Below are 24,461 nucleotides of genomic sequence, written 5' to 3'. Positions count from 1 at the left end.
CATCAATTAGTGCTCACGAGGCCGGAGGCCACCGAGGACCAGGTCCAGCAGGCGGCCGATCCGGGCGCGGTCGTCCGACACCCCGGTCGCGACGAACACGCCCACCAGCACCGTCACGACGTCGTCGGCCTCCACATCCGCCCGCAACGACCCGTCCGCCGCGCCGGCCCGCAGGATCGTCCCGACGGCGTCGTCGATCGACTCCCGGGTCTGCGCGGCGGCCACGGTCCCGTCGGCGACCATCGCGCGGAACGTGTCGGCCATCCCGCGCTTGGTGGTCACGAACTCGGCGTAGCGGTCCATCCACGCGCGCAGCGCGTCCGCCGGCTCGTGCTCGCGCAGCAGGCCGTGGACGCTCTCGCACAGGGTGGTCAGCTCCGTGCGGTAGACCGCCTCGACGAGGACCTCGCGGGTCGGGAAGTGCCGGTACAGCGTGCCGATGCCGACGCCGGCGTCGCGGGCGATCTTCTCGAGGGTCGGGTCGTCCCCGGCGGCGAAGCCCGCGGCGGCGGCGCGGAGCAGGGCGTCCCGGTTGCGGCGCGCGTCGGCGCGCAGGGGCGGAGCGGGGTCGTCGGCCATGAAGCGGAGGCTCCTCCGGTTTCTGTGCTAGCGTCGGCCGCAGGGAACGGAGGTGCCTCCGTTTTCATCGGCCAGTCTGCCACCGCGCGAGGAGAACCACCATGACCAGCACCGACACGCGTCGTCCGCACCCGGGCGGCCTCGCGACCCTCGCCGGCCGCCCCGTCGCCCGGGTCGGCTACGGCGCCATGCAGCTGCGCTGGGCGGAGACCGACGACGAGCCGGTCGCCGTCCTCAGTCGCGCGGTCGAGCTCGGGGTCGATCACATCGACACCGCCGAGTTCTACGGGGACGGCGTCGTCAACGCCCGCATCCGGAAGGCCCTCGCGCCCTATCCCGACCACCTCGTCGTCGTGACCAAGGTCGGGGCGACGCCGAACCCGGGCGGCGAGCTCCCGCTGCGCCTCGCCCAGCAGCCCGACGAGCTGCGCTCCCAGGTGGAGGACAACCTGCGCTCGCTCGGCGCCGAGCGCCTCGACGTCGTCAACCTGCGCCGGGCGGACGTCGCACCCGGGCTCGTCGCCGAGGGCGACCAGATCGTCGACCTCGACGACCAGCTCGCCACGATGGTCGAGCTCCGCGACGCGGGGAAGATCGGCGCGATCGGGCTCTCGCACGTGTCGGCCGGGCAGCTGCGGCAGGCGCTGCCGGTCGGGATCGTGTGCGTCCAGAACGCCTACAGCCTCGTCGACCGCAGCAGCGAGCCGGTGCTGGATCTCTGCCGGGAGCAGGGGATCGCGTGGGCGCCGTACTTCCCGCTGGGCGGCGGCTGGCCCGGTCAGCAGCAGGTCACCGACCTGCCCGGCGTGCTTGCCGTCGCCGAGCGGCTGGGAGCCACGCCCGCGCAGGTGGGGCTCGCGTGGGTGTTGGCGCAGGCCGAGCAGGCGATGCTGATCCCGGGCACGCGCAGCGTCGCGCACCTCGAGCAGAACCTCGCCGCCGGCGACGTGGATCTCGACACGGAGGCGCTCGCGACCCTGGAAGGCTGAGGCTGTCGAATCGCGGGCAGTGGCGACGACATCCGCGAGACAACCCCAGGAGGAACCCGTGACGACCTTCGTCCTCATCCACGGTGCCTCGTCGGACTCGTGGTCCTTCTCGCGCCTGGCGCCGGTCCTGACCGCGAGCGGGCACACCGTCGTCGCCCCCGACCTCCCGATCGCCGACGAGGCCGCGGGGTTCGAGGAGTACGTCGACGCGGTGATCTCGGCGATCGGGACGCGGCCGCCGGTGGTGCTGGTCGGAGCGTCGATGGGTGCGTTCACCGCGGCGCTGGTGGCCGGCCGGGTGCCGACGTCGCTGTTGGTGCTGCTCACGCCCATGATCCCGGCGCCGGGGGAGTCGATCGGGACGTGGTTCTCGACGACGGGGCAGGGTGCGGCGGTGGAGGCGTACGCGGCCGAGCTGGGCCTGGACCCGGCCGCCATCGACCCGTCCGTCGACCTCCGCGGGGCGTTCTTCCACGACCTCCCCGCCGACCTCGTGGCCCACATGGAGGCGGCCGGCGCGCCGGTGCAGGCGGGCGGGATCTTCGGCGCGCCCTACCCGCTGCAGCGGTGGCCGGAGGTCCCGACCCGCGTCGTCGCCGGGCGCGACGACCGCATGTTCCCGCTGCCGTTCGTGCGCCGGCTCGCGCGGGAGCGGCTCGGGGTGGAGCCCGAGGTGGTGCCGGCCGGGCACCTCGCGGCGCTCGGACATCCGCAGGACGTCGCGACGACGTTGCTGCGCCTGGCCGGGGAGGCGGGTCACGGCTGAGCCGTGCGACGGTGGGGCGGTGGCTGCTCCGGACTCCGACCAGAACGACGTCGCCCGGGCGCGGGAGCTGATCGCGGGTGCGCGGTCGGTCGTGGTGCTCACCGGCGCCGGCGTCTCCACCGACTCCGGCATCCCGGACTTCCGTGGACCGCAGGGCGTGTGGACGCTCAACCCCGCGGCCGAGCGGATCTGGACCTTCGAGCACTACCGCGACGACCTCGAGGTGCGGCGCGCGGCGTGGCAGGAGCGGCTCGAGCACCCGATGTGGTCGGCCACGCCGGGCCGCGCGCACGACGCGCTCGTGACGTTGGAGCGCTCCGGGAAGCTGCGCGCGCTGCTGACGCAGAACATCGACGAGCTGCACCAGGCCGCCGGCTCCTCGCCCGACAACGTCCTCGAACTGCACGGCACCAACCACCACACGGTGTGCCTGGACTGCGGGGTCGTCGCGCCCATGACGGAGGCGCTGGACCGGGTGCGCGCCGGCGAGGACGACCCGCGGTGCGCGCGCTGCGGCGGGATCCTCAAGGCGACGACGATCATGTTCGGCGAGATGCTCGACATGGACGTGCTCCAGCGGGCGCGGGAGGCGGCGCTGGGCTGTGACGTGTTCCTCGCCGTCGGGACCTCGCTGGGCGTGCATCCCGCGGCGGGGCTGGTCGACGTCGCGCGGATGGTCGAGGCCGACGTGATCATCGTCAACGCGGAGCCGACGCCGTACGACGACGTCGCGAGCGTCGTCCTGCGCGGGGGGATCTCCGAGGTGCTGCCGGCGATCGTGGGCGGCTGAACGGGGGGCCGGGAAAGTCAGCGATGCGGCGTTGCTGACGTTGAACGTCAGCCGTGCCGCATCGCTGACACCCCGCCGATAGGCCGAACGGCGGCATCCGTCAGGGTGAGGACCCACGGCCGGAGCCCGACCGCGGCGCCGTCGTCGGGAGGCGGACATGGCACGGACCGGACGGGTCACGGCCGCGCTCGGAGGGTGGCGACGACGCGTCGCGGGGTCGCGGCACACGCGGCGGGCCGGCATGACGCTCGTGCGCTACCGGGACCGCGACGGCAACCACTACGCGGCCGCCCTCACCTTCTTCACGCTGCTCTCGCTCGTGCCGCTGCTGATGCTCGGGGTGTCCGCGGCGGGGTTCGTGCTCGCCGCCGACTCGTCGGTGTTCGCCCAGCTCGACGGTCTGCTCTCCGGGGTGCTGCCGCCCGGGGTGTCCGGGCCGGCGGGCCGGATCGTCGACACCGTGGTGGCCGAGCGCGGCCGGCTCGGCGTCGTCGCCCTCGCCGTCGCGATGTTCTCGGGGTGGAGCTGGATCTCCCACGTGCGCGACGCGGTGACCGCGATGCTCGGCCAGGAGCGCCCCTCGCGACGGCTGGTGCACACGGTCGCCTCGGACGTCGTGACGCTGCTCGGGATCGGGTCGGCGCTGGTCGTGTCGTTCGTGTTCGCGGCGCTGACCGGGAAGGCCGGGATCGCGCTGCTCGACCTGTCCGGGCTCTCCGGGACCCTCGGGGCACGCCTGGTGCTGCTGGCCGGGTCGCTGCTGCTCGGGCTGCTGGCGAACTGGCTCGTCGTGGGGTTCTGCCTCGCGAAGCTGCCGCGCACGCGCCGCCCGGTCGCCGAGGTGCTGCCCGCGGCGGCGGCGGGGGCGGTCGGGCTCGCGGCGCTGCAGCAGCTCGGCGGGCTCTACCTCTCGCTGCTCGGGCGTTCGCCCGCGGTGACCACGCTCGGCGCGCTGGTCGGGCTGCTGCTGTTCGTCTACACGGTGATGCGCTGGCTGCTCGTGGTCACGGTGTGGAGCGCGACGCACGTGGACGAGGCGGTGCCGGACGCGGCGACCGGGGCCCGGCAGGCCGGCGGGACGCTTGCGGTCGGGGCCTCGGCGGGGGTGGCGGTGCGGGCGCTGACGGGGCGCTGATCGCGCTCCGCGCATGTGCGTGCGTTTCCGTGCTGGGGCACGGAAACGCACGCACAAGGCCGGAGGCCGAACCTTGCGTTCGAGCGCGCTCGAAGTCCTAACGTTCCCGGAGTGCCAGGATCGATCTTGGGAACGGCCGTCCGCCGCGTCGAGGACCCGGAGCTCATCCGTGGTCGAGCGACCTACGTCGACAACATCGTGCCGGCCGGCGCCCTGCATCTCGTCTTCGTCCGCTCCCCGCTCGCGCACGCGCTGGTCGAGAACGTCGACGTCGCGAAGGCCCGCGCGGCGCCCGGCGTCGTCGCGGTCCTGACGGCGACCGACCTCGCCGACGTCCCCGATCACCGCCCCGCCATGGTCCTCAACGACGCCTGCGCGCGGCCGCTGCTCGCACGGGGGAAGGTGCGCTTCGTCGGTGACATGGTCGCGGCCGTCGTCGCGACCACCCGCGCCGACGCCGTCGACGCGGCCGAGCTCGTCGAGGTCGACTACGACCCGCTCCCGCCCGTCGTCGACCCGGAGGCCGCGCTCGACGCCGACGCCCCGCTGCAGTTCGAAGAGCTCGGCTCGAACCTCGCGAGCGGCGTCCGCGACCCCGACGACGTCCGCCCGCTCGACGGCGCCGACGTGGTCGTCCGGGCCCGGATGGTGAACCAGCGCCTCGCCGTCGCGCCCATGGAGGGCAACGCGGTGACGGCCACCCCCGGCGCGCCCGACGAGGCCCACGACATGACCGTCCACGTCTCCACCCAGATGCCGCACGGCCTGCGCGCCCAGGTTGCGGCGCAGTGGGGCTGGGAGCTCGAGCGGGTCCGCGTGGTCGCCCCGCACGTCGGCGGCGGGTTCGGCGGGAAGGCGGGGCTGGCGCCGGAGCACGCGGTCGTCATCGAGACCGCGCGCCGGCTGGGCCGGGTCGTCACCTGGACCGAGACCCGGAGCGAGAACCTCACGGCGATGCCGCACGGGCGCGGGCAGGTGCAGTACGGCGAGCTCGGGCTGCGCCGCGACGGGACGATCGTCGGTCTCCGGGCGCGGGTGGTCGGCGACGCGGGGGCGTACGCCGGGTTCGGCGGCGCGCTGGCCCTCGGCCCGACCCGGAACATGGCCCAGGGCGTCTACCGCATCCCGACCATCGCCTACGACGCCGCCGCAGTCCTCACGACGACGACGCCGATGGGCGCCTTCCGCGGCGCGGGCCGGCCCGAGGCGGCGGCGATGCTCGAGCGGCTGATGGACCTCGCTGCCGACGAGCTGACGATCGATCCCGCGGAACTGCGCCGGCGGAACTTCCTCGCGCCGGAGGACTTCCCGTTGACGACGGCGACCGGCTCGCTCTACGACTCCGGCGACTACGCCAAGGCCCTGGACAAGGCGCTCGAGCTCGCCGGGTACGACGACCTGCGGGCCGAGCAGGCTCGTCGTCGGGAACGCAACGAACGGGTGGTGCTCGGCATCGGACTCGCGGTCTACGTCGAGGTCACCGCCGGGGGCGCGGCGCAGGAGTACGGGAAGGTGACGGTCGACGACGGCGGGGCCACGGTCGCCGTCGGGACCTCGGCCCACGGGCAGGGGCACGCGACGTCGTTCGCGATGATCGTCGCGGACCGGCTCGGCATCCCGATGGAGCGGGTGCGGTTCGTGCAGTCGGACACCGCGGTCGTACCGCACGGCGGCGGGACGGGCGGGTCGCGGTCGCTGCAGCTGGCCGGGTCGAGCGTGCTGGTCGCGGCCGACGCGGTGCTGGAGCGGGCCCGGGAGGTGGTCGCGAGCGTCTTCGAGGCGGCGCCCGACGACGTCGTCGTGACCGACTCGGGTGGGCTCGGGATCGCCGGCGTGCCGGGGCGGGAGCTGACGTGGCGCGAGGTCGCGGCGGCCGCGCACGAGCAGGGGGTGCCGCTCGCCGAGGCCCGCGACGAGTCGCAGCCGGGCGCGACGTACCCGTTCGGCGCCCACGTCTCGGTGGTCGAGGTGGACCTCGACACCGGGCGGGTCGTGCCGGTGCGCCACGTCGCGGTCGACGACTGCGGACGCGTGCTCAATCCGACGCTCGTCGCCGGGCAGCAGCACGGCGGGCTCGCGCAGGGCATCTCGCAGGCGCTGTGGGAAGGCTTCTCGTACGACGAGGACGGCAACCCGACGACCGGCTCCTTCGCCGCCTACCTGCTCCCGACGGCCGTCGAGGTCCCGACGTACGAGGCCGCGAGCACCGAGACCCCGACCCCGTACAACCCGCTCGGCGCCAAGGGCATCGGCGAGGCCGCGACGGTCGGGTCGACGCCGGCGGTGCAGAACGCCGTCGTCGACGCCCTGCGCCCGCTCGGCGTCCGGCACCTCGACATGCCGCTGACCCCGGAGCGGGTGTGGCGGGCGGTCCGTGACGCCGAGGCCGGGGTGGTCGCGGATCCGTGGCGCGAGCCGCCGTCGTTCTTCGCGACGCTGCCGGTGCGGGGGACCGCCGTGGATCCGGAAGCGGCGTCGGTGGACATCTAGGTGCGCTCCGCGCTTGTGAGCACAAATTGACGCCAGAGCCTCAATTTCTGCTCACAGGCGCGCAGCGCACCCCCCCTCTTGACCACCGGAGCAACATCCTCGTGGTGAGCACATTCGGGTGGGGGCACCGAGGGGCGGCGGGGGTCGCGCTGCTCGTCGTCGGGATCGTCGTCCTGGCGGGATGTTCGTCCGGTTCCGACGACACCTCCTCCGGACCTCCGCCACCCGCCCCCGCCACCGTCGCGCCCTACCCGGCGCCGTCGGTGCCCGCGTCCGGCGCCGGTCTGGTGCTGCCGCCGGTGGCCGGGGCCGCCGCGCCGCCGCCCCCGCCGTCCGGGGGAGTGCGGGCGGGCGCGGACTGGCCGACGTACCACGGCGACGCCACCCGCACCGGCTACGTCGCCGCCGGACCCGACCCCGCCAACCCCGCGCTGGCCTGGCAGACCCCGCTCGACGGCAAGGTCTACGGCAGCCCGGTCGTCGTCGCGGGTGAGGTGGTGGCCGCGACCGAGGGCGGCTCGGTGTACGGGCTCGACGCGGTCACCGGAGCGGTCCGGTGGCGGACCCATCTCTCCGATCCGGTGCCCGGCTCGGCCCTGCCCTGCGGCAACATCGACCCGATCGGCATCACGGGGTCACCCGCGCTCGACCCCGCGACCGGGCAGGTCTTCGTCGCGACCACCGAGGCCGGCGTGCACCACCAGCTCTACGGCATCGATCCGACGAACGGCGGGGTCCGGAGCAAGCGGGACGTCGACGTCCCCGGCGTCGACCCGGCCACCCACCTGCAGCGCGGCGCGCTGCTGGTGTCCGGCGGCACCGTCTACGTCCCCTACGGCGGGAACTACGGCGACTGCGGCCAGTACCGCGGCAGCATCGTCGGGCTCCCGACGACGGGCACCGGCGCGGCGAAGACCTTCGTCGTCCCGACCCCGCGCGAAGGCGGCATCTGGGCCGCGTCCGGTCCGGCGGCCCTGCCCAACGGGGACCTCATCGTCACGACGGGGAACGGCGAGGCCACCTCCGGGGACTGGGACCACAGCGACTCGGTGCTGCGCCTGAACCCGGCGCTGGCGCTCGTCGACGGGTTCGCGCCGCAGCAGTGGGCCGAGGAGAACTCGACCGACGCCGACCTCGGCTCGATGGGCCCGGTGCTGCTGCCGGGCACGCACTACGTGATCGCCGCGGGCAAGGGCGGCGGGGTGTTCCTCGTCGACCTCACCGCGATGGGCGGGGTCGGCGGGCAGAAGAGCCAGCTCGACGGCTGTGAGGCCTACGGCGGCGGGGCGGCCGCGCCGGTGCAGGGCGGCGGGTCGGTCGCCTACCTGCCGTGCTCGTCCGGGCTGCTCCAGGTGCGGGCGGGGACCGACGGGCGGATCACCAAGGGCTGGCAGGCGCCGTCGCAGGTGCAGGGCTCGCCGTTGATCGTCGGGACGACGGTGTGGTCGCTGCAGCAGGACGGCGCCCTCATCGGGCTCGACGCGGCCACGGGGGCGCAGCGGGCCACGATCTCCGTCGGGGACTCCACCCGCTTCGCCACCCCGGCCTACAGCGGGAACGCCCTGTTCCTCCCGACCAGCCACGGGATCACGGCGGTCCGACTGGGTGCCTGACGGCAGGTGAGCACTCATTGATGCCAGAGCATCAATGTGTGCTCACAGGCCGGAGGCACCGACGAGCACGCGCAACTCGCTGAACAGCTCCGCCCGGCTCTCCGACCCGAGCCGGCGACGGATCCGGGACACGTGGTGCTCGACCGTCTTCGCGGAGAGGAACAGCCGGGTCGCGATCTCGCGGTAGGTCAGGCCCTCGAGGACCAGCGCGGCGATGTCGCGCTCCCGCTCGGTCAGCGCCGCCGCCCCCGCTCGCCGGGCGTGGACGCTCGCGGCGGCCCGGGAGGCCTCGGCGTCGGGAGCCTGGACCGGAGCCGGCGCGACCGGCGCCCGCCCCGCCTGCAGCGTCCGCGCACAGGCGAGCAGCGCGGCGGAGTCGGCGCGGTCGGTGGTGCGGATGGCGGCCTCGCCGGCGAGGCGCGTGCCGTCCCACCCGAGCCCGACCGCGCGCAGCCCCGCCGCGGCCCGCGCGACCTCCTCGGCGTCGACCACCCCCTCGAGCACCGCCAGCCAGACGCGGGCCGCGCGGGCCGGGGCGGCGGCGCGGTCGTTGGCGGCGACGGCGGCCTCGAGCGCGGCGGCGTGCGTGCCCGCGGCGGTGAGGTCGTGCGCGGTGATCGCCGCGTGCAGGCCCGCCCAGTGCCAGGACGTGCCCCACGACGCCGGGCCGCCGAGCGCCTCGAGCAAGGTCGTCGCCTCCGCGAGGTGCGGCTCCACCCAGCGGGTCTCGCCGAGCCGGGCCGCCGCGATCGCCAGCTCGCCCACCGGCAGGAGGCAGTACAGGTCGACCGGGTGGCGCAGCAGTGCCTGGCGCGCGCGCGACCACAGGTCGAGCAGCCCCCGGGTGTCCCCGGCCCGGCGGGCGAGCGCGACCTCGAGTGCCACCGCCGTCAGCTCGTCCCGCGGCTCGGCGGCGCGCGCGAGGTCGGCGGTGGCGGCCAGCGCGCTGCGGGCCGCCTCCTCGTCGTCGCGCAGCAGCGCCGCCCACCCGCGCAGCAGCAGGTGGCGGCGGCGCAGGGCGGGTCCGCCGAGGTCGGCGTCGACGGCGAGGTCGAGCAGCGGGTCGGCGAGCTCCGGCTCCCCGCGGTGCAGCGCGAGCAGGGCGCCGAGCGCGGCGGGGGAGTCGCCCATCGGGGAGCGCTCCACGGACGAGGCGAGCGCGGTCGTCGCGCGGACCAGCAGCGAGAGTGCGGTGCCGGCCGACCCGTCGACCGACGCGAGCAGCCCCTGCGCGGTCAGCGTGTCCGCGGTGTCGCGCAGGGCGGGCAGTCCGCGCCGGGCCGTGGCCGCCTGCCGGCCCTCGGCGAGGGCGCCGGTGCCGAGCAGCGCGACCGTCGCGCCCGCCGTCGCGACGCCCTGCCGGTCGATCAGCCAACGGTGCACGTCCGCGCCGCGGGCGAGCAGTCCGCGCTGCGGCAGCACGGCCGCGAGGACGGTCGCGCCCCGGACCTGTTCGTCCGGGTCGTCGGCCTGCAGGGCGGCATCGGCGCAGCTCAGGGCGGTGTCGAGGTCGCCGTCGGCGGCGGCGCGCTCGGCGGTGTCGGCGGTGCGCGGATGGTCGGGCTCCGGGGCGCTCACGAGCCGGCTCCCGGCGTCGACGAGCCGGTCGGGGCGGAGGCCATGGCGGGCTCGACGGACGAGGGCTCGACGACGGCGGGTGCGACGCTGCCCGGTGCCGGGGCGGCGGTCGCCGACGACGGCGGGTCGGACACCGGGGCGTCCGGTGACGCCGGTGATGCCGGGGTGGCCGTGTTCGGGGAGCTGCCGGAGATCGCCGAGCTGCCGGGGCTCGCCGTCGTCGGGACGAAGGCGGCCGGGGAGGTGCGGCGGGTCGTGGTCGGGCGCGAGGCAGTCGAGCGCGGGGTCGCCGAGGAACCGCTCTCCGAGGAGCCGCTCTCCGAGGAGCCGCTGCTGCCCTTCGAGGAGCCGCCCCCGGAGGAACCGCTTGCCGCGCTTCCCGACGACGAGCCGCCGGCCGCGGTCGTGCTCGGTGGCGCCGACGAGGGCGGGGGTGGGGCGGGGGTCGCCGCGGGCGTGGGGGTCGCGGAGGGCGGGACGGGGGTCGGGGCGGGCGTCGGCGTCTCCGTGGTGCGGGCCGCGGTGAGGCCGGGGATCGGCACGGTCGCCGCGCCCGCGCCGAGCACGACCACCGCGAACCCCGCGACGATCCAGCTCCGGTACCGGCGCAGCGGCCCCGGCTCGGCGTTCGGTCCGATCGGCGGGAGCGCGGTGTTCACCGGCGGGCGCGGGACCTCGCTGGTCGACGGGCGCGTGCGCTCGAGGACCGCGGTGGCCGAGCGTCCGGAGGCGCCGGTCCCGAGGGCGCCGGGTGCGGAGTCGGCGCTGTCGTCGAGGTCGGTGCTCCAGGCCCCGGTCGCAGTGGCGGCGGCGCCCGCACGCGCCGCCGCCGCATCCGCCGGGTGACCCGCCGCGTCCGTCGTCTCGGGGGACCGGTGCCTCGCCCCAGCTGCGCACGTGCCCACCGCGGTGCCGGCCATGACGGCCGCGCCGGCCGCCGCGACCGACCCCGCGCCGGCCGCCGCGAACTCGCCCGTCGCCGGACCCATCGCCTCCCGATGCCGCGTGGCCGCGTGCTCGGCGGCCGCGACCGCGGCGCCCTCCGCGACCACCGTCACCGGGTCGACCCCCGGATGCACCGGGCGTCCCAGCTCCTCGGCGAGCAGCCGCGCGACCAGCGGGATCCGGGAGGACCCGCCGACGAGCACGACGTCGTCCAGCGGCACCCCGGCCGCGTCGACGGTGCCGGCGAACGACTCGACCGTCGCGGCGACCAGCGGCGTGATCCGGCCCTCGAGGTCGGAGCGGGTGATCCGCACCGTCGTGTGCAGCGACCCGAGCGCCACCTCGATCCGGGCCTCGGTGTCCGCGGAGAGCAGCTCCTTCGCGTCGTGGGCGGCCGTGCGCAGGGTGCCCAGGCCGACCCGGGCCTCGTCGTCGGGAAGTCCCTCGATCGCGGCCTCGAGATCGCCCCCGAGCTGCTCGCGGACCAGCGCGAGCACCGCGGCGTCGATGTCGATGCCGCCCGCGCGGTCCGGGGCGCCGGAGTCGGCGAGGACGTCCCTGCCCGCCGGGCCGAGGCGCACGACGGCGGCCCGGAAGCTGCGTCCGCCCAGGTCGTAGACCCCGGCGACCGGACCGCGGGCGCCCCCGAGGGCCGCGGCGCGCGACTCGGAGATCAGCGTCGCGTGGCCCAGGCCGACCCGGATCAGGGCGCGGCGCAGCGTCCGCTCGCGGTGCGGGCCCCAGCCGGCCGGGTGCGTGACGGCCAGCGCCCGCGCGGCCCCGCCCTCCTGCGCGGCGACGCGGCGGACGGCGGCGAGGACGATCTCGGCGGCCACGTCGTCGGGCCGCCAGGGTTCGCCCCCGACGACGTGCGGGACCTCGTCGCCGAGGCGGGAGGTGACGTCGCGGACGACCCGGTCGGGCTCGGCCGCGGCGCGTCGTTCGGCCTCCTCGCCGGTGCGGACCGCGCCGTCGCTACCCCGGTGTGCGGTCGCGGGCAGGGCCGCGGCCCCGTCGAACCCCAGCGGTACCGCCTCGGCCTGCCGTGCCCCCTCGCGCAGGACCGCCGCGACGACGGTCGTGCCACCCAGATCGACCCCGAGGTCGTAACCCACCGTGCTCCCCCCGATCACCCTCCTGGCCGCACATCACTGTTCCCCAGTCAAGTGCAACATACTGAGCCATTCGGATTAATCGATGAGAAGGTTGAGGGGAAACGCCCGAGTGGGTGTCGATGCTCGCGTCGGGTGAGGGGGCGATCCGGGGGTGGTCGGATCCCCCTCCCCCTGGGGGCGTGGTCGCGGGGAGAACACCGATGGCAGCGCCGGTCGGCGTCCTTAGCGTTCATCCCAACGCCGGAGCCACCTGCTCCGGAGAGCCGAAGAATTGCTCACCGAGGAGCCACCACGATGCCCGTCACCGAGGCCAAGACGATCCTGCAGTTCCTGCTCGACCTGCTGCGCGACCCGAACGCCCAGGCCGCCTTCGCCGCCGACCCGCACGGCACCCTCGCCTCGGCCGGCCTCGACAACCTCTGCTTCGCCGACGTCCGCGACGCGCTGCCGCTGGTCATGGACCACGCCCCGGCCGCCGTCGCCGCCCGGTACGACGACGACGTGCGCGCCGGCACCGCGTCCACCGCCGCGGTCGTCTCCGACCCCGGGCACCACTGGAACCACGGCGGGCACCACGAGCCGGCCCACCACTGGAGCCCCGCCCCGGTCCCGGCGCACCACGGGCCGGAGGTCGACAAGGTGATCTCGCACCTGAACTGGACCACGAACAACTACTCGTTCGACTCGCACGACACGACGTTCACGACCGCGCTCGACCAGCACATCATCGCGAACGGCGACGTCACGACCACCGTCGACACCCACCCGCAGGTCGCCTCGGGCGACGGCGCCGTGGCCGTCGGCGGGAACCTGGCCGCCCCGGTCGCGACCGGCACCGGGTCGGTGGCCGGCGACGCCAACCAGGTCAACCACGACGGCACCGCGTCCTTCGGGGCGGGCGACGCCACCAGCGTCGGCGGCTCGGTCGGCGCCTCCCACGGCGGCGCGGTCTCGCTGACCGACCCGGCCACCGGCACCGAGCAGGACTCCGCGGCCACCTCGTTCGGCTCGGGCGACTCGGCCTCGGGCTCCGGCACCGCGGCGGTCACCCCCACCCACGACCAGTCGGACAACTCCACCCACACCGCGACGGCGACCGACACCAGCCACAGCGGCAACACCGACAACTCCACCCACGACGCCACCTCGACCGGCGCCAGTGACGCGGACGCCGGCAGCAACGACGCCGGGCCGCTCTTCGCCCACGACGCCGCGCCGGAGACCCACGTCGACGACGCCCTGGCCGCGCACGAGGCCCAGCCCACCCACGAGGTCGCGGTGCACTGACCTCCCTGTTCGTGCCTCCGGCACCTGTGCGTGCGTTTCCGTGTCAGAGCACGGAAACGCACGCACATGGGCCGCAGGCCCGAACGGGTGCACCGTCCACCGACCGCGCCGGATCGAGCGGGCGCCCGGGATCGCGCTCCGCGGTTATCGTCCTATACACGGCTGAACGGGCTAACGCGCTAGCCCATTAGTCGCGATGAGGGGATGGCATCGAGGACGGGGGGTGGCGCGTGAGCATGCAGATGGGCGCCGGGGACAGCCGGCTCGCAGCGGATCGCGAGGAGGCCCGCGCCGTCACCGCGCTGGCCGTGCGGGCCGCGACCGCCTACGGCCGCCCCGACATCGCGGCCACGCTCGACCTCGCCCACGACCGGCTCGCCGACACCGGCGCCCGCGTCCTCGTCGTCGGCGACTTCAAGCAGGGCAAGAGCGCGCTCGTCGGGGAACTGGTCGGCGTGCCGGTGTGCCCGGTCCACGACGACGTGGCCACCCGGCTCCCGACGGTCGTGCGGCACGCGGAGACGACGACCGCGACCCTCGTCGGCACCGACGCCGACGGCGCCGAGATCCGCCGGCCGATCACCTCGGCCGACCTCACCCGGGCCGTCACCGGCGGCGCCGACGACGACGGCGAGGCGTGGACCGCCGCGGAGGTCACCGTCCCGGGCGGGCTCGCGGCCGACGGGCTCGTCCTCGTCGACACCCCCGGCGAGGGCGGCCCCCGTTCGGCCCGCGGGCTCGCGGTCCGGGCGGGTTTCCCGGAGGCGGACGCGGCCGTCGTGGTCAGCGACGCCTCCCGCGAGCTCACCGCGCCCGAGATCGCGCTGGTCCGCGCGGCGACCGAGCAGTGCGCGACGGTCGTCGTCGCGCTGTCCAAGGTCGACCTGCACCCCCGGTGGCGTGAGGTCCGTGACCTCGACCGTCACCACCTCGCCGCGCACGGCCTCGACGTCGACGTGCTCCCGGTCTCGGCGACGCTCGCCTCGCACGCGCGCCGGCTGGCCGAACGTGCCGAGCCCGCGGCCGACGCCGTCGCCCGGGAGTCCGGCGTGCCCGCGCTCGCCGCGCGGCTGCGCGAGCGGGTCGGCGACCCGGCCGGCGCGCGCCTGGCCGTCGGCGTCCTCGACCAGGTCGCGGGCGCCGTCGCGGAGCTCGGGGCGGCGCTGGAGGCCGAGCGGGTCGGGCTCGAGGATCCCGAGCGCGCCCGCGAGGTCGCCGCCGACCTCACCGCAGCCCGCGACCGCGCCGCCGAGCTCAAGGAACGCAGCGCCCGCTGGCAGCAGACCCTCGCCGACGGCGTCTCCGACCTCGTCTCGGACATCGACTGGGACCTGCGCGACCGGATGCGCCACGTCGTCCGCGCCGCCGAGGAGGCCCTCGACGCCGCCGACCCCGGCGCCTCCTGGGACACCTTCGCGCCGTGGCTCACCGAGGAGGTGGGGGAGGCGGTCGCGACGACGTTCGTGTGGGCCGGGGAGCGCACGTGGCGGCTCTCCGAGCGGGTGGCCGAGCACTTCGCGCTCTCCGGCGACGACGTCCGGGGGCGGCTCCCGGGCGGCGCCGGTGGGGCGCTCGTGCACGCCGGGGTCTGCGACGAGAGCCGGGTCGAGCAGACGATGCCGGGCGGGATGCTGGTGCGCGCCGAGCTCCCGGACGTGCCCGGGATCGACGTGCCCGACCTGGAGCGCATCGGGTTCGCCAACGGCGTCGTCGTCGGGATGCGCGGGTCCTACGGCGGGGTGCTCATGGTCGGGATGGTGACGACGCTGTCCGGGCTCGCGCTGATCAACCCGTTCTCGATCGGCGCCGGGGTGCTGCTCGGGTCCAAGACGATCCGGGACGAGCGCAAGCGCGCGCTGCAGCGCCGTCGGGCCGAGGCGAAGCAGGCGGTCCGCCGGCACGCCGAGGAGGTCCTGCACCTCGCGGGCAAGCGCTCGCGCGACCTGCTGCGCGACGTCCAGCGCCTGCTCCGCGACCACTTCACCGGGCAGGCCGAGACGCTCGCGCGCTCGGTCGCGGAGGCGGTGACGGCGGCCGCGGCGGCGCAGGAGATCGCGACCGGCAGTCAGGAGCGGCGGCTGCGGGACGTGCGCGCCGAGCTCGGGCGGGTCGACCTGCTGGCGGAGCGGGTGGCGGCCTGCCGGGCGGGGTTCGGCACGTCGGATCTGAGCGAAGGGCACCTTCGCTCGAATAGATCGAGCGGGGGGCACCTTCGCTCAGAACCCGGGCACCCGGCCGGATCGGGCGAAGGGCGTCCTCGTCCGGATAGATCGAGCGAAGGGCCCCCTCGCTCAGAACCGGGCCGGACCTACGCCGCGACGGCCGCCCCGTGAGCGGGCTGCTCGACGACGCGCGCGGGGTGCTCGAGCACGCCGCCGGGGTGTTCGGCCGCGATCCCGACGCGCTCGCGGTGCTCGAGGCGCACACCGACCGGCTCGGCGGGCCGCTGCGGGTGGCGCTGGCCGGGTCGGTGAAGTCGGGGAAGTCGACGCTGCTCAACGCCCTGGTCGGCGAGCAGATCGCGCCGACCGGCGTGGGGGAGTGCACCCGCCTGGTCACCCACTACGCCGACGCCGCCAGCCCCCGCATCGGCGTGGTCTACCGCGGTGGGCGTCGCCCGGACGACCCCGTCGAGCTGCCCGCCCTGCACCGGCGCGGTTCGCTCGTGCTCGAGCTGGACCGCATCGCCGTCGACCGCGTCGCCGCCCTGCACGTCGACTGGCCCTCGCAGCACCTGCGCGAGGTCACCCTCGTCGACACCCCGGGCGTCGACTCGGCCGCGCTGGAGGGCCGGCCGCGACCCTGGGTCTGGCACGGCAACGACGGCGCCGGCGACGACGAGCACGGCGGGTGGGGCGCCGACGTCGTCGTCCACCTCGTCCGCCACCTGCACGAACCCGACGTCGCGTTCCTCGAGGCCTACGGCGACCGGGTGGCCGCCGGGGTCGGCGCGGCGGGGACGCTCGTCGTCCTGTCGCGGGCGGACGAGGTCGGCGGCGGTCGGGTCGACGCGGTCATGGCCGCCGGTCAGGTCGCCCGCCGCTACCGCACCGACCCGACGTTGCGCCCGTGGTGCGCCACGACGACGACGGTGGCCGGGCTGCTCGCCGAGACCGCCCGCACCCTGCGCGGCGTCGAGTTCACCGCGCTGCGTGCACTGGCCCGGCTCGAGCGCGCCGAGCTCGACGAGCAGCTCCTGACCGCCGACCGGTTCGTGGCCGCGGGCTCGGCGGGCGACGCCGCGGGACTGCCCGAGGGGACGCGGCTGGCGCTGCTCGACCGGTTCGGGCTCTTCGGGGTCCGGCTCGCGACCTCGCTGCTGCGCCGCGGCGTCGAGGACTCCTCCGCGCTGGCGGCCGAGCTGGGCCGCCGCAGCGGCCTCGACGAGCTGCGCGCCGTGCTGGCCGAGCGCTTCCTGGCCCGCCGTGACGTGTTCCAGGCCCGCGCCGCGCTGCTCGCCGTCGATCGGCTCGTCCGCCGTGCCCGCGCCGAGGAGCCGGTCGACGCCGACCGCCGTCCCTCGCCGGTCCCGCGCGGCGGCGGACCCCGCCCGGGTCCCTCGCCCGCCGCGGTGACCGCGCTCGCCGCCGAACTGGAACGGGTGCGCTCGAGCGCCCACGAGATCGTCGAACTGGATCTGCTGACGACGCTGCGCCGCCGCCCGCTCGCCGCGCCCGGGCGCCGCGACGCCGCCCGCGACGCGGAGCTCACCGAGGAGGCCGAGCGCCTGCTCGGCGACCGCGGCCCGTCGGCGTCGGCGCGGCTCGGGCTCGACGACGGGGTCGGGCAGGGCGAGCTGCGGGCCGTGGCACTCGCCACTCTCGGCCGGTGGCGCGCCCACGCCGACAACCCGCTCGCCGACCGGGACACCACCGAGACGGCCCGCGTCGTGGTGCGCAGTGTCGAGGGCCTGCTCGCGGGGCATCCGGGACCCGTCGGAGTCACCTAGACCGGACGACGCCGAAACCTGAGCGGACCGGACTCACACACCTCCGACCCGGCGTCGTCGTCTCGCCTACGATGGAGTGTCGGGTTCGAACGAGCCGTTCGGGAGGAGGTCCGACGACGATGAACTCCGAGGAACGCCGCATAGCGGTACTGCGCGCGATCGTCGCGGACTTCGTGGCGACCAACGAGCCGGTCGGGTCGAAGGCCATCGTCGACCGGCACAACCTCGGGGTCTCCTCCGCCACCGTCCGCAACGACATGGCGGCGTTGGAGGACGAGGGCTACATCATCCAGCCGCACACCAGCGCCGGCCGGATACCGACCGACAAGGGCTACCGCCTCTTCGTCGATCGCCTCTCCCAGATCAAGCCGCTCTCCGCCGCGGAGAAGAAGGCCATCGCGACGTTCCTCGACGGCGCGGTCGACCTCGACGACGTCCTGCGCCGCAGCGTGCGGCTGCTCGCGCAGCTCACCCGGCAGGTCGCGGTGGTGCAGTACCCGACGCTCTCCCGCTCCACGGTGCGCCACCTCGAGGTCGTCCCGCTCACCCCGGCCCGGCTGATGCTCGTGCTGATCACCGACACCGGGCGCGTGGACCAGCGCGTCGTCGACCTCGGGGACGTGCTCACCGACGACGACGTCGCCCGGCTGCGCGCCCTGCTGAACACCGTGCTCGTCGGACAGCAGCTGACCACGGCCGCCGCCCGGGTGGCGGCGTTGCCGGAGGAGGGCCCGAACCACCTGCGGGCCGTCATGACGACGCTGGCCTCGGTGCTGGTGGAGTCGCTGGTCGAGCACCCCGAGGAGCGCCTCGTGCTCGGCGGCACCGCCAACCTGGCCCGTCAGGGCGGCGACGCGACCTCACTGCGCGGCGTGCTCGAGGCCCTCGAGGAGCAGGTGGTGGTGCTGCGCCTGCTCACGGCGGCGGACGATCCGGCGCAGGTCACCGTGCGCATCGGCGAGGAGAACGAGGCCGAGGAGATGTGGGCGACCTCCACCGTCTCCATCGGTTACGGGCCCCTCTCCACCCCGGGTGCGGCCCTCGGCGGCATGGGTGTCGTCGGACCGACCCGGATGGACTACCCCAGCACCATCGCGGCGGTCCGGGCCGTCGCGCGCTACGTGGGGGAGATCGTGGGAGGGCGCTGACGGCGGCTTCCATCCCTGCACCGTTCCCCGGGGCGCCCCGAACGCCCGTACGACGACGAAGGACGACGAGGACACACCAGCGTGGCCACGGACTACTACGACATCCTCGGCGTGAGCCGGGAGGCCGACGAAGCGGAGATCCGCCGGGCGTACCGCAAGCTCGCCCGTGAGCTCCACCCCGACGTGAACCCCGAGGCCGCCGAGCGCTTCCAGCAGGTCAAGAGCGCCTACGAGGTGCTCTCCGACCCCGAGAAGCGCCGCATCGTCGACCTCGGCGGCGACCCGCTGGCCACCGCGGGCGGCGGCGGCGGCGGCGGTTTCGGCGGCGCGAGCGGCTTCGGCGGGGCGGGCTTCGGCGGCCTCGGCGACATCATGGACGCGTTCTTCGGCGCGGCGGGCGGCGGCTCCGGGCGCGGCCCGCGTGGCCGGGTGCAGCCCGGCGAGGACGCGCTGATCCGCATCGACCTCACCCTCGAGGACTGCGCGGCCGGGGTCGCGCGGGAGCTCACCGTCGACACCGCGGTGCTCTGCGAGCGCTGCGAGGGCGGCGGCGCCGAGGCCGGCTCGCAGCCGGTCCCCTGTGACACCTGCGGCGGCCGCGGCGAGATCCAGAACGTGCAGCGGTCGTTCATCGGCCAGGTCGTCACCGCGCGGCCCTGCCCGGTCTGCCGTGGGCTCGGCGAGATCATCCCCAACCCGTGCCAGCAGTGCGGCGGCGACGGCCGCGTCCGCGCCCGGCGCACGGTCACGGTGCAGGTCCCGCCCGGCGTCGGCGACGGGATGCGCATCCGGATGGCCGGCCAGGGCGAGGTCGGCCCCGGCGGCGGCCCGGCGGGCAACCTCTACGTCGAGGTCTCCGAGGAGCCGCACGAGTACTTCGAGCGCGACGGCGTCGACCTGCACTGCCACGTGACGCTGCCGATGACGGCGGCCGCGCTCGGCACCACGCTGCGCCAGCGCACGCTCGAGGGCGACGAGGAGCTGCACGTCGACCCGGGCACCCAGCCCGGCACCGTCTACACGCTGCGCGGCAAAGGGATGCCCCGGCTGCGTTCCTCCGGGCGCACCGACGGCCGCGGCGACCTGCTGGTCCACCTCGACGTCGGGGTCCCCGAGAAGCTCGACACCCGCCAGACCGAGCTGCTCCGCGAGCTCGCCTCGCTGCGCGGCGAGGAGCAGCCCGAGTACTGGGGGCAGGCGCGCAACGGGCTGTGGGGGCGGCGGAAGACGGCGGGTCGGGGTCGGTGATCTTGCGGTCCCCGTGTCAGCGATGCGGCACCGCTGACACTGGACGTCAGTGACGCCACATCCTCGCGCGCTCGCCTGGTCCCGCCCGGCGCTGTTCCTGCTCGACGCGGTGCCGGGCGCGGGCGAGGTCGTCCTCGACGGCGCCGAGGGCCGCCACGCCGCCGACGTCAAGCGGGTCACGCCCGGCGAGATGATCCTGCTCGGCGACGGGGCGGGCACACGAGCCCGCGCCGAGGTCACCGCCGTCGCCAAGGGCCACGTCACCGCGACGATCCGGGAGCACCGCCACGACGAACCCCCCGCCGTGACGATCACCCTCGCCCAGGCCCTGGCCAAGGGCGACCGCGGCGAGCTCGCCGTCGAACTGGCGACGGAGGCCGGGGTCGACGCCGTCGTGCCCTGGCGGGCCGAGCGCTGCGTGACCCGCTGGGACGACGGGCCGCGCGGCGCCAAGGCCCTGGCCCGCTGGCGCTCCACCGCCACGGAGGCGGCCAAGCAGGCTCGCCGCGCCCGGATTCCGCACGTCGAGGAGCCGGTGACGACGCCGCAGCTGGCCCGCCGTCTCGGTGGCACGACGACGCTGCTCCTCGAGGCCGGAGCCGACGAGTCCCTCGCGACCGTCGCGCTGCCCGAGGCGGGCGAGGTCGTCCTCGTCGTCGGGCCCGAGGGCGGGGTCACCGACACCGAGGCCGCTCGGCTCGCGGATGCGGGCGCCGTCCCGGTCCGCCTCGGCCCCGACGTGCTCCGCACCTCCACCGCGGGCGCCGTCGCGCTCGGTGCCCTCGGGGTCCGGACCGCCCGGTGGACCTCGCGGTGATGACCCGCCGCTCGATGCTCACCACGCTCACCGCCGCGGCCGGCCTGCTCGCCGCCTGCTCCGGACCCGGCGGAGCCACCCCGGCGGCGCGCCCGGGCACCCCGGAACCGCGCCGACTGACCTTCGGCCCCGACCCCTCGCAGTTCGCCGACCTCCACCTGCCGCCCGAGCGCTCGTCCGGTGGCGGCGGCCCATTGCCGGTCGTCGTCGTGCTGCACGGCGGCTACTGGCGCGCGCAGTACGGCCTGGAGCTGGGCACCCCGCTCGCGGTCGACCTCACCAACGCCGGGGTCGCCGCGCTCAACGTCGAGTACCGGCGCATCGGCGCCGGGGGCGGGTTCCCGACGACGTTGGACGACGTCGCGACCGCCGTCGACCTGCTCGCCGGGGCGGCGTCCGACGAGGCGCGGCAGGCCGGGCGGGCGCTCGACCTCGATCGCGTCGTGCTGCTGGGGCACTCCGCCGGCGGTCAGCTCGCGGCCTGGGCGGGGTCGCGGTCGCGGTTGCCGGTCGGTGCTCCTGGTGCGGGACCCCGGGTGTCCGCGCGCGGGGTGGTCGCGCAGGCCGGGGTGCTCGACCTCGTCGCCGGCGCGGAACAGGGGCTCGGCGGCGGCGCGGTCGTCGACCTGCTCGGCGGGCCACCGACCTGCTCGGCGGGCCGGTACGCGATCGCCTCGCCCGCCGCGCTCGTCCCCGCGCCCTGCCCCGTCGTGGCGGTCCACGGCACCGCCGACGTCACCGTCCCACCCGACCAGAGCCGCCGCTACGTCGACGCCGCCCTCGCCGCGCACGGTCAGGCCCGGCTGCGGATGCTCGACGGCGCCGACCACTTCCGACTCATCGACCCCGCCGACCCGGCCTGGGCGGCGGTGCGCGACGAGGTGCTCGCGCTCCTGCGCTGATCGTCCTCTCCGCCGCAAGGGACGAACGAGTCGTTCGTGCACGTAGACGCCACGAACGAGTCGTTCGTCCCGGACGGGGCTTCTCCGGACGGGCCTCGTCCGGGAAATCCCGTTGACCATCCGTCTCCACCCGGTATCGTCGGCGAACATCATGGAGCTCTGACGACGTCCTGACCACGGCCGTGGCCCTTCCGCGCGCCCGCCGTGGTCCTCGCTCCGCCTCCGGAGACGTCGCCCATGTCAGCCCCCGCCACCGCCCTCGCGCCGCTGGTCGCCCACGGCCTGACGCGCACCTTCGCCGCCCGGCCGTGCCTCGACGGCGTCGACCTCGTCGCCGCACCCGGGACCCACGTCGGCCTGATCGGCGAGAACGGCACCGGCAAGTCCACGCTGCTGCGCCTGCTCGCCGGCCGCGATCGTCCCGACGCCGGGTCGGTGCAGGTCCCGGACGACGTCGTGTACCTCCCGCAGGAACCGGAGATCGGGGGCGCCGGCACCGTCGGCCGGCTCCTCGACGACGCCCTGCGCGCGCTGCACGACGCGGTCGCCGAACTGGAGCACCTCGCCGACCGGATGGCGGCCGGTGAAGACATCGCCGCGGAGTACGACCGCGTCCTCCAGTGGGCGATCACCCACGACGCCTGGGACGCCGACCGCAGGGCCGAGATCACCGCGACCACCCTCGGCGTCGGGACCCTGGACCGGGCGCGGCCGGTCGCCACGCTCTCCGGCGGCCAGCGCACCCGCCTCGCGCTCGCGGCGGCGCTCGTCCGGCGGCCGGCGTGCCTGCTGCTCGACGAGCCGACCAACCACCTCGACGACGAGGCCCTCGACCTGCTCGAGCGCTCGCTGGTCGAGATGCCCGGCGTCGTCGTGGCGGCGAGCCATGACCGGACGTTCCTCGATCGCGTCGCCACCGAGCTGGTCGACCTCGACGCCGGGGCGCTCGGCACCGACGGGCATGGCGGGCGCCGGTTCGGCGGGTCGTTCACGGCATACCTCGACGAGCAGGCCCGCACCCGTCGGCGCTGGGAGGAGACCTGGGCCGCGCAGCAGGAGGAGATCGACCGGCTGCGGGAGCGGACCCGGGCCGACCTGCGCTCGGTCGCCGCCGGACGGGGCCCCACCGACAACGACAAGTTCATCCACGCCTTCAAGGGCGCGAACGTCGAGCGGGCGCGGGCGCGGCGGGTGCACGACGCCGAGCGCCGCCTCGAGACGGCCGAGCGGGAGGCGCTGCCGAAGCCGCCGGCGCCGCTGGAGCTCCGCGGCGGCCTGACCAGCGAGGCCCCCAGCGGGCTCGCGGTGACCGTCCGGGACCTGCGCGTGGACGGGGCACCGGGCGCGCCGCCGCGGGTGACGGTCGACGTGCTGGACGTCCCGGCGGGGGAGAAGCTGCTGGTCACCGGGCCGAACGGGTCGGGGAAGTCGACGCTGCTCGCCGTCCTCGCCGGGGTCCTGACGCCCGACGCCGGGCGGGTGGACGTCGGGGCGCGACGCGTCGCGTTCGTCGAGCAGGATCCCGACGTCGGGCCGTCCGACCGGGCGGCCGGTGCCGCCTACGCGGCACTGGTCGGCCCGACGACGGCCGAGGACGTGCCCCTGCGCACCCTCGGTCTGCTCCACCCACGTGATCACGGGACCGCGGTCGGGGCGCTGTCGGTGGGGCAGCGTCGGCGGCTGGCGCTGGCGGTCGCCGTCGCGACGGGGCCCGACCTGCTGCTGCTCGACGAGCCGACCAACCACGTCTCGCTGTGGTTGGCCTCCGAGCTCGAGGAGGCGCTCGGGCAGGCCGCGGGCACGGTGATCGTCACCTCGCACGACCGCTGGCTGCGGGCCCGCTGGGAGGGTCCGACGCTCGCACTCGGGGGCGCCGTGCCCACCTCACGCGGGCAGAACGGTGTCAGGGGGGAGCGCTAGAGTGTCGGGAGAGGCAGAGACCGGTTCCGGGGCGGGCATGAGCGTCGTCGTGGGCACCGGCAACAACGACGCGGGGAGCCGACGCTCCCAGGCAGGAAGCAGGACCGATCTGCACGTGACCGGCCAGGGACCCACGCCAGACCCCGCCACCGGGAGCGCGACCACGTCCGGCGAGTCGCGCATCGTCGTCCCCGAGTCCGCCCTGCTGGCGCTGCTCGGCAAGCGCGACGAGAACCTCCGCGAGGCCGAGGGCCTGCTCGACGCCGATGTCCACGTCCGCGGCAACGAGCTCACGCTCACGGGAGACCCGGCCGACGTCGGGTTCGCGGAGCGGGTGTTCGCCGAGCTCGTCGTGCTCGCCAGCCGCGGCCAGCAGATCGACCCCGACGCGGTGCGCCGCACGGTGCGGATGCTCTCCGAGGCGGAGGGCCCGTCGCCGGCCGAGGTGCTCAGCCTGGACATCCTGTCCCGGCGCGGGCGCACCATCCGGCCGAAGACGCTGAACCAGAAGCGCTACGTCGACGCGATCGACGTCAACACCATCGTCTTCGGGATCGGCCCGGCCGGCACCGGCAAGACCTACCTGGCCATGGCCAAGGCGGTCCAGGCGCTGCAGGCCAAGCAGGTCACGCGGATCATCCTGACGCGCCCGGCGGTCGAGGCGGGGGAGCGGCTCGGCTTCCTGCCCGGCAGCCTCTCCGAGAAGATCGACCCGTACCTGCGCCCGCTCTACGACGCGCTGCACGACATGCTCGACCAGGAGTCGGTCCCGAAGCTGATGGCCGCAGGGACTATTGAAATAGCCCCTTTGGCTTACATGCGTGGCCGCAGTTTGAACGACGCGTTCATCATTCTGGACGAGGCGCAGAACACCACGCCGGAGCAGATGAAGATGTTCCTGACGCGACTGGGCTTCGGCTCGAAGATCGTGGTCACGGGTGACATCACCCAGGTCGACCTGCCGGGTGGGCAGACCTCGGGCCTGCAGGTCGTGCGCCAGATCCTCGACGGGATCGACGACGTGCACTTCTCGGAGCTGACCAGCGCCGACGTCGTCCGTCACCGCCTCGTCGCCGACATCATCGACGCGTACGGCCGGTGGGACGAGCGGAACAGCGGACCGAAGGCGGTCCCGAACGCGCCCCGGAACGGGCCGCCGCAGAACCGCCGCGAGCGCCGGGGACGCTGAG

At 75.6% G+C, this 24,461-nt stretch carries 18 protein-coding genes; 15 read left to right on the top strand and 3 right to left on the bottom strand.

Annotated elements, in window-relative coordinates:
• Positions 1 to 6: 6 nt before the first annotated feature.
• Entirely contained in the window at positions 7 to 579 is a 573-nt protein-coding gene (locus tag LQ327_RS23650) for a TetR/AcrR family transcriptional regulator (protein ID WP_230738219.1), read from the bottom strand.
• Between the two features lie 101 nt (positions 580 to 680).
• Between LQ327_RS23650 and LQ327_RS23645 the strand changes: the two genes are divergently transcribed.
• The 6 genes from LQ327_RS23645 (at position 681) to LQ327_RS23620 (ending at position 8,362) form a co-directional block, all read left to right on the top strand.
• Positions 681 to 1,568, top strand: coding sequence for an aldo/keto reductase (locus LQ327_RS23645; protein ID WP_230738218.1), 888 nt, complete (start codon positions 681 to 683; stop codon positions 1,566 to 1,568).
• Positions 1,569 to 1,626: 58 nt separating this feature from the next.
• Positions 1,627 to 2,334, top strand: a complete 708-nt coding sequence (locus LQ327_RS23640) for an alpha/beta fold hydrolase (protein ID WP_230738217.1) — start codon at positions 1,627 to 1,629, stop codon at positions 2,332 to 2,334.
• A gap of 19 nt (positions 2,335 to 2,353) precedes the next feature.
• Complete coding sequence (locus tag LQ327_RS23635) at positions 2,354 to 3,124, top strand: SIR2 family NAD-dependent protein deacylase (RefSeq protein ID WP_230738216.1); 771 nt, start codon at positions 2,354 to 2,356, stop codon at positions 3,122 to 3,124.
• Between the two features lie 157 nt (positions 3,125 to 3,281).
• The gene (locus LQ327_RS23630) at positions 3,282 to 4,259 is read left to right on the top strand and encodes a YhjD/YihY/BrkB family envelope integrity protein (RefSeq protein WP_230738215.1); all 978 of its coding nucleotides are present in this window, start codon (positions 3,282 to 3,284) and stop codon (positions 4,257 to 4,259) included.
• A gap of 111 nt (positions 4,260 to 4,370) precedes the next feature.
• The gene (locus tag LQ327_RS23625; protein ID WP_230738214.1) at positions 4,371 to 6,749 is read left to right on the top strand and encodes a xanthine dehydrogenase family protein molybdopterin-binding subunit; all 2,379 of its coding nucleotides are present in this window, start codon (positions 4,371 to 4,373) and stop codon (positions 6,747 to 6,749) included.
• A 104-nt stretch (positions 6,750 to 6,853) separates the two neighbouring features.
• The gene (locus tag LQ327_RS23620) at positions 6,854 to 8,362 is read left to right on the top strand and encodes an outer membrane protein assembly factor BamB family protein (RefSeq protein ID WP_230738213.1); all 1,509 of its coding nucleotides are present in this window, start codon (positions 6,854 to 6,856) and stop codon (positions 8,360 to 8,362) included.
• 42 nt (positions 8,363 to 8,404) lie between these two features.
• Here LQ327_RS23620 and LQ327_RS23615 read toward each other — a convergent pair whose 3' ends face one another.
• Both LQ327_RS23615 and LQ327_RS23610 read right to left on the bottom strand, forming a co-directional pair.
• On the bottom strand, positions 8,405 to 9,940 hold the full coding sequence (locus LQ327_RS23615; protein ID WP_230738212.1) for a helix-turn-helix domain-containing protein: 1,536 nt from the start codon (positions 9,938 to 9,940) through the stop codon (positions 8,405 to 8,407).
• Positions 9,937 to 12,000: an Hsp70 family protein gene (locus tag LQ327_RS23610; RefSeq protein WP_230738211.1), complete on the bottom strand. Its 2,064-nt coding sequence runs from the start codon at positions 11,998 to 12,000 to the stop codon at positions 9,937 to 9,939. The genes LQ327_RS23615 and LQ327_RS23610 overlap by 4 nt, the downstream gene beginning before the upstream one ends.
• Before the next feature lie 294 nt (positions 12,001 to 12,294).
• On the opposite strand from LQ327_RS23610, the gene LQ327_RS23605 reads away from it, so the two are divergent.
• The 9 genes from LQ327_RS23605 (at position 12,295) to LQ327_RS23565 (ending at position 24,460) form a co-directional block, all read left to right on the top strand.
• Complete coding sequence (locus LQ327_RS23605; RefSeq protein WP_230738210.1) at positions 12,295 to 13,287, top strand: IniB N-terminal domain-containing protein; 993 nt, start codon at positions 12,295 to 12,297, stop codon at positions 13,285 to 13,287.
• A gap of 236 nt (positions 13,288 to 13,523) precedes the next feature.
• Positions 13,524 to 15,620 (top strand): dynamin family protein, encoded by a 2,097-nt coding sequence (locus tag LQ327_RS23600; protein WP_230738251.1) that lies wholly within the window; start codon positions 13,524 to 13,526, stop codon positions 15,618 to 15,620.
• The gene (locus LQ327_RS23595) at positions 15,617 to 17,236 is read left to right on the top strand and encodes a dynamin family protein (protein ID WP_230738209.1); all 1,620 of its coding nucleotides are present in this window, start codon (positions 15,617 to 15,619) and stop codon (positions 17,234 to 17,236) included. Before LQ327_RS23600 ends, LQ327_RS23595 begins: the two co-directional genes overlap by 4 nt.
• Before the next feature lie 119 nt (positions 17,237 to 17,355).
• Positions 17,356 to 18,384 (top strand): heat-inducible transcriptional repressor HrcA, encoded by a 1,029-nt coding sequence (hrcA, locus tag LQ327_RS23590; RefSeq protein WP_230738208.1) that lies wholly within the window; start codon positions 17,356 to 17,358, stop codon positions 18,382 to 18,384.
• A gap of 81 nt (positions 18,385 to 18,465) precedes the next feature.
• Positions 18,466 to 19,632, top strand: a complete 1,167-nt coding sequence (gene dnaJ, locus LQ327_RS23585) for a molecular chaperone DnaJ (protein ID WP_230738207.1) — start codon at positions 18,466 to 18,468, stop codon at positions 19,630 to 19,632.
• 49 nt (positions 19,633 to 19,681) lie between these two features.
• Positions 19,682 to 20,449, top strand: a complete 768-nt coding sequence (locus tag LQ327_RS23580; protein WP_230738206.1) for a 16S rRNA (uracil(1498)-N(3))-methyltransferase — start codon at positions 19,682 to 19,684, stop codon at positions 20,447 to 20,449.
• Positions 20,434 to 21,351, top strand: coding sequence for an alpha/beta hydrolase family protein (locus LQ327_RS23575; RefSeq protein WP_230738205.1), 918 nt, complete (start codon positions 20,434 to 20,436; stop codon positions 21,349 to 21,351). The genes LQ327_RS23580 and LQ327_RS23575 overlap by 16 nt, the downstream gene beginning before the upstream one ends.
• A 237-nt stretch (positions 21,352 to 21,588) precedes the next feature.
• Entirely contained in the window at positions 21,589 to 23,271 is a 1,683-nt protein-coding gene (locus LQ327_RS23570; RefSeq protein ID WP_230738204.1) for an ABC-F family ATP-binding cassette domain-containing protein, read from the top strand.
• A 115-nt stretch (positions 23,272 to 23,386) separates the two neighbouring features.
• Complete coding sequence (locus tag LQ327_RS23565; RefSeq protein ID WP_372460731.1) at positions 23,387 to 24,460, top strand: PhoH family protein; 1,074 nt, start codon at positions 23,387 to 23,389, stop codon at positions 24,458 to 24,460.
• Position 24,461: the final 1 nt, after the last annotated feature.

The organism is Actinomycetospora endophytica, from assembly GCF_021026375.1.
In the GTDB taxonomy this organism is placed as follows: domain Bacteria; phylum Actinomycetota; class Actinomycetes; order Mycobacteriales; family Pseudonocardiaceae; genus Actinomycetospora; species Actinomycetospora endophytica.
The sequence above is the reverse complement of the archived record's forward strand: the minus strand, read 5'-3'. Positions and strand labels throughout refer to the sequence as shown.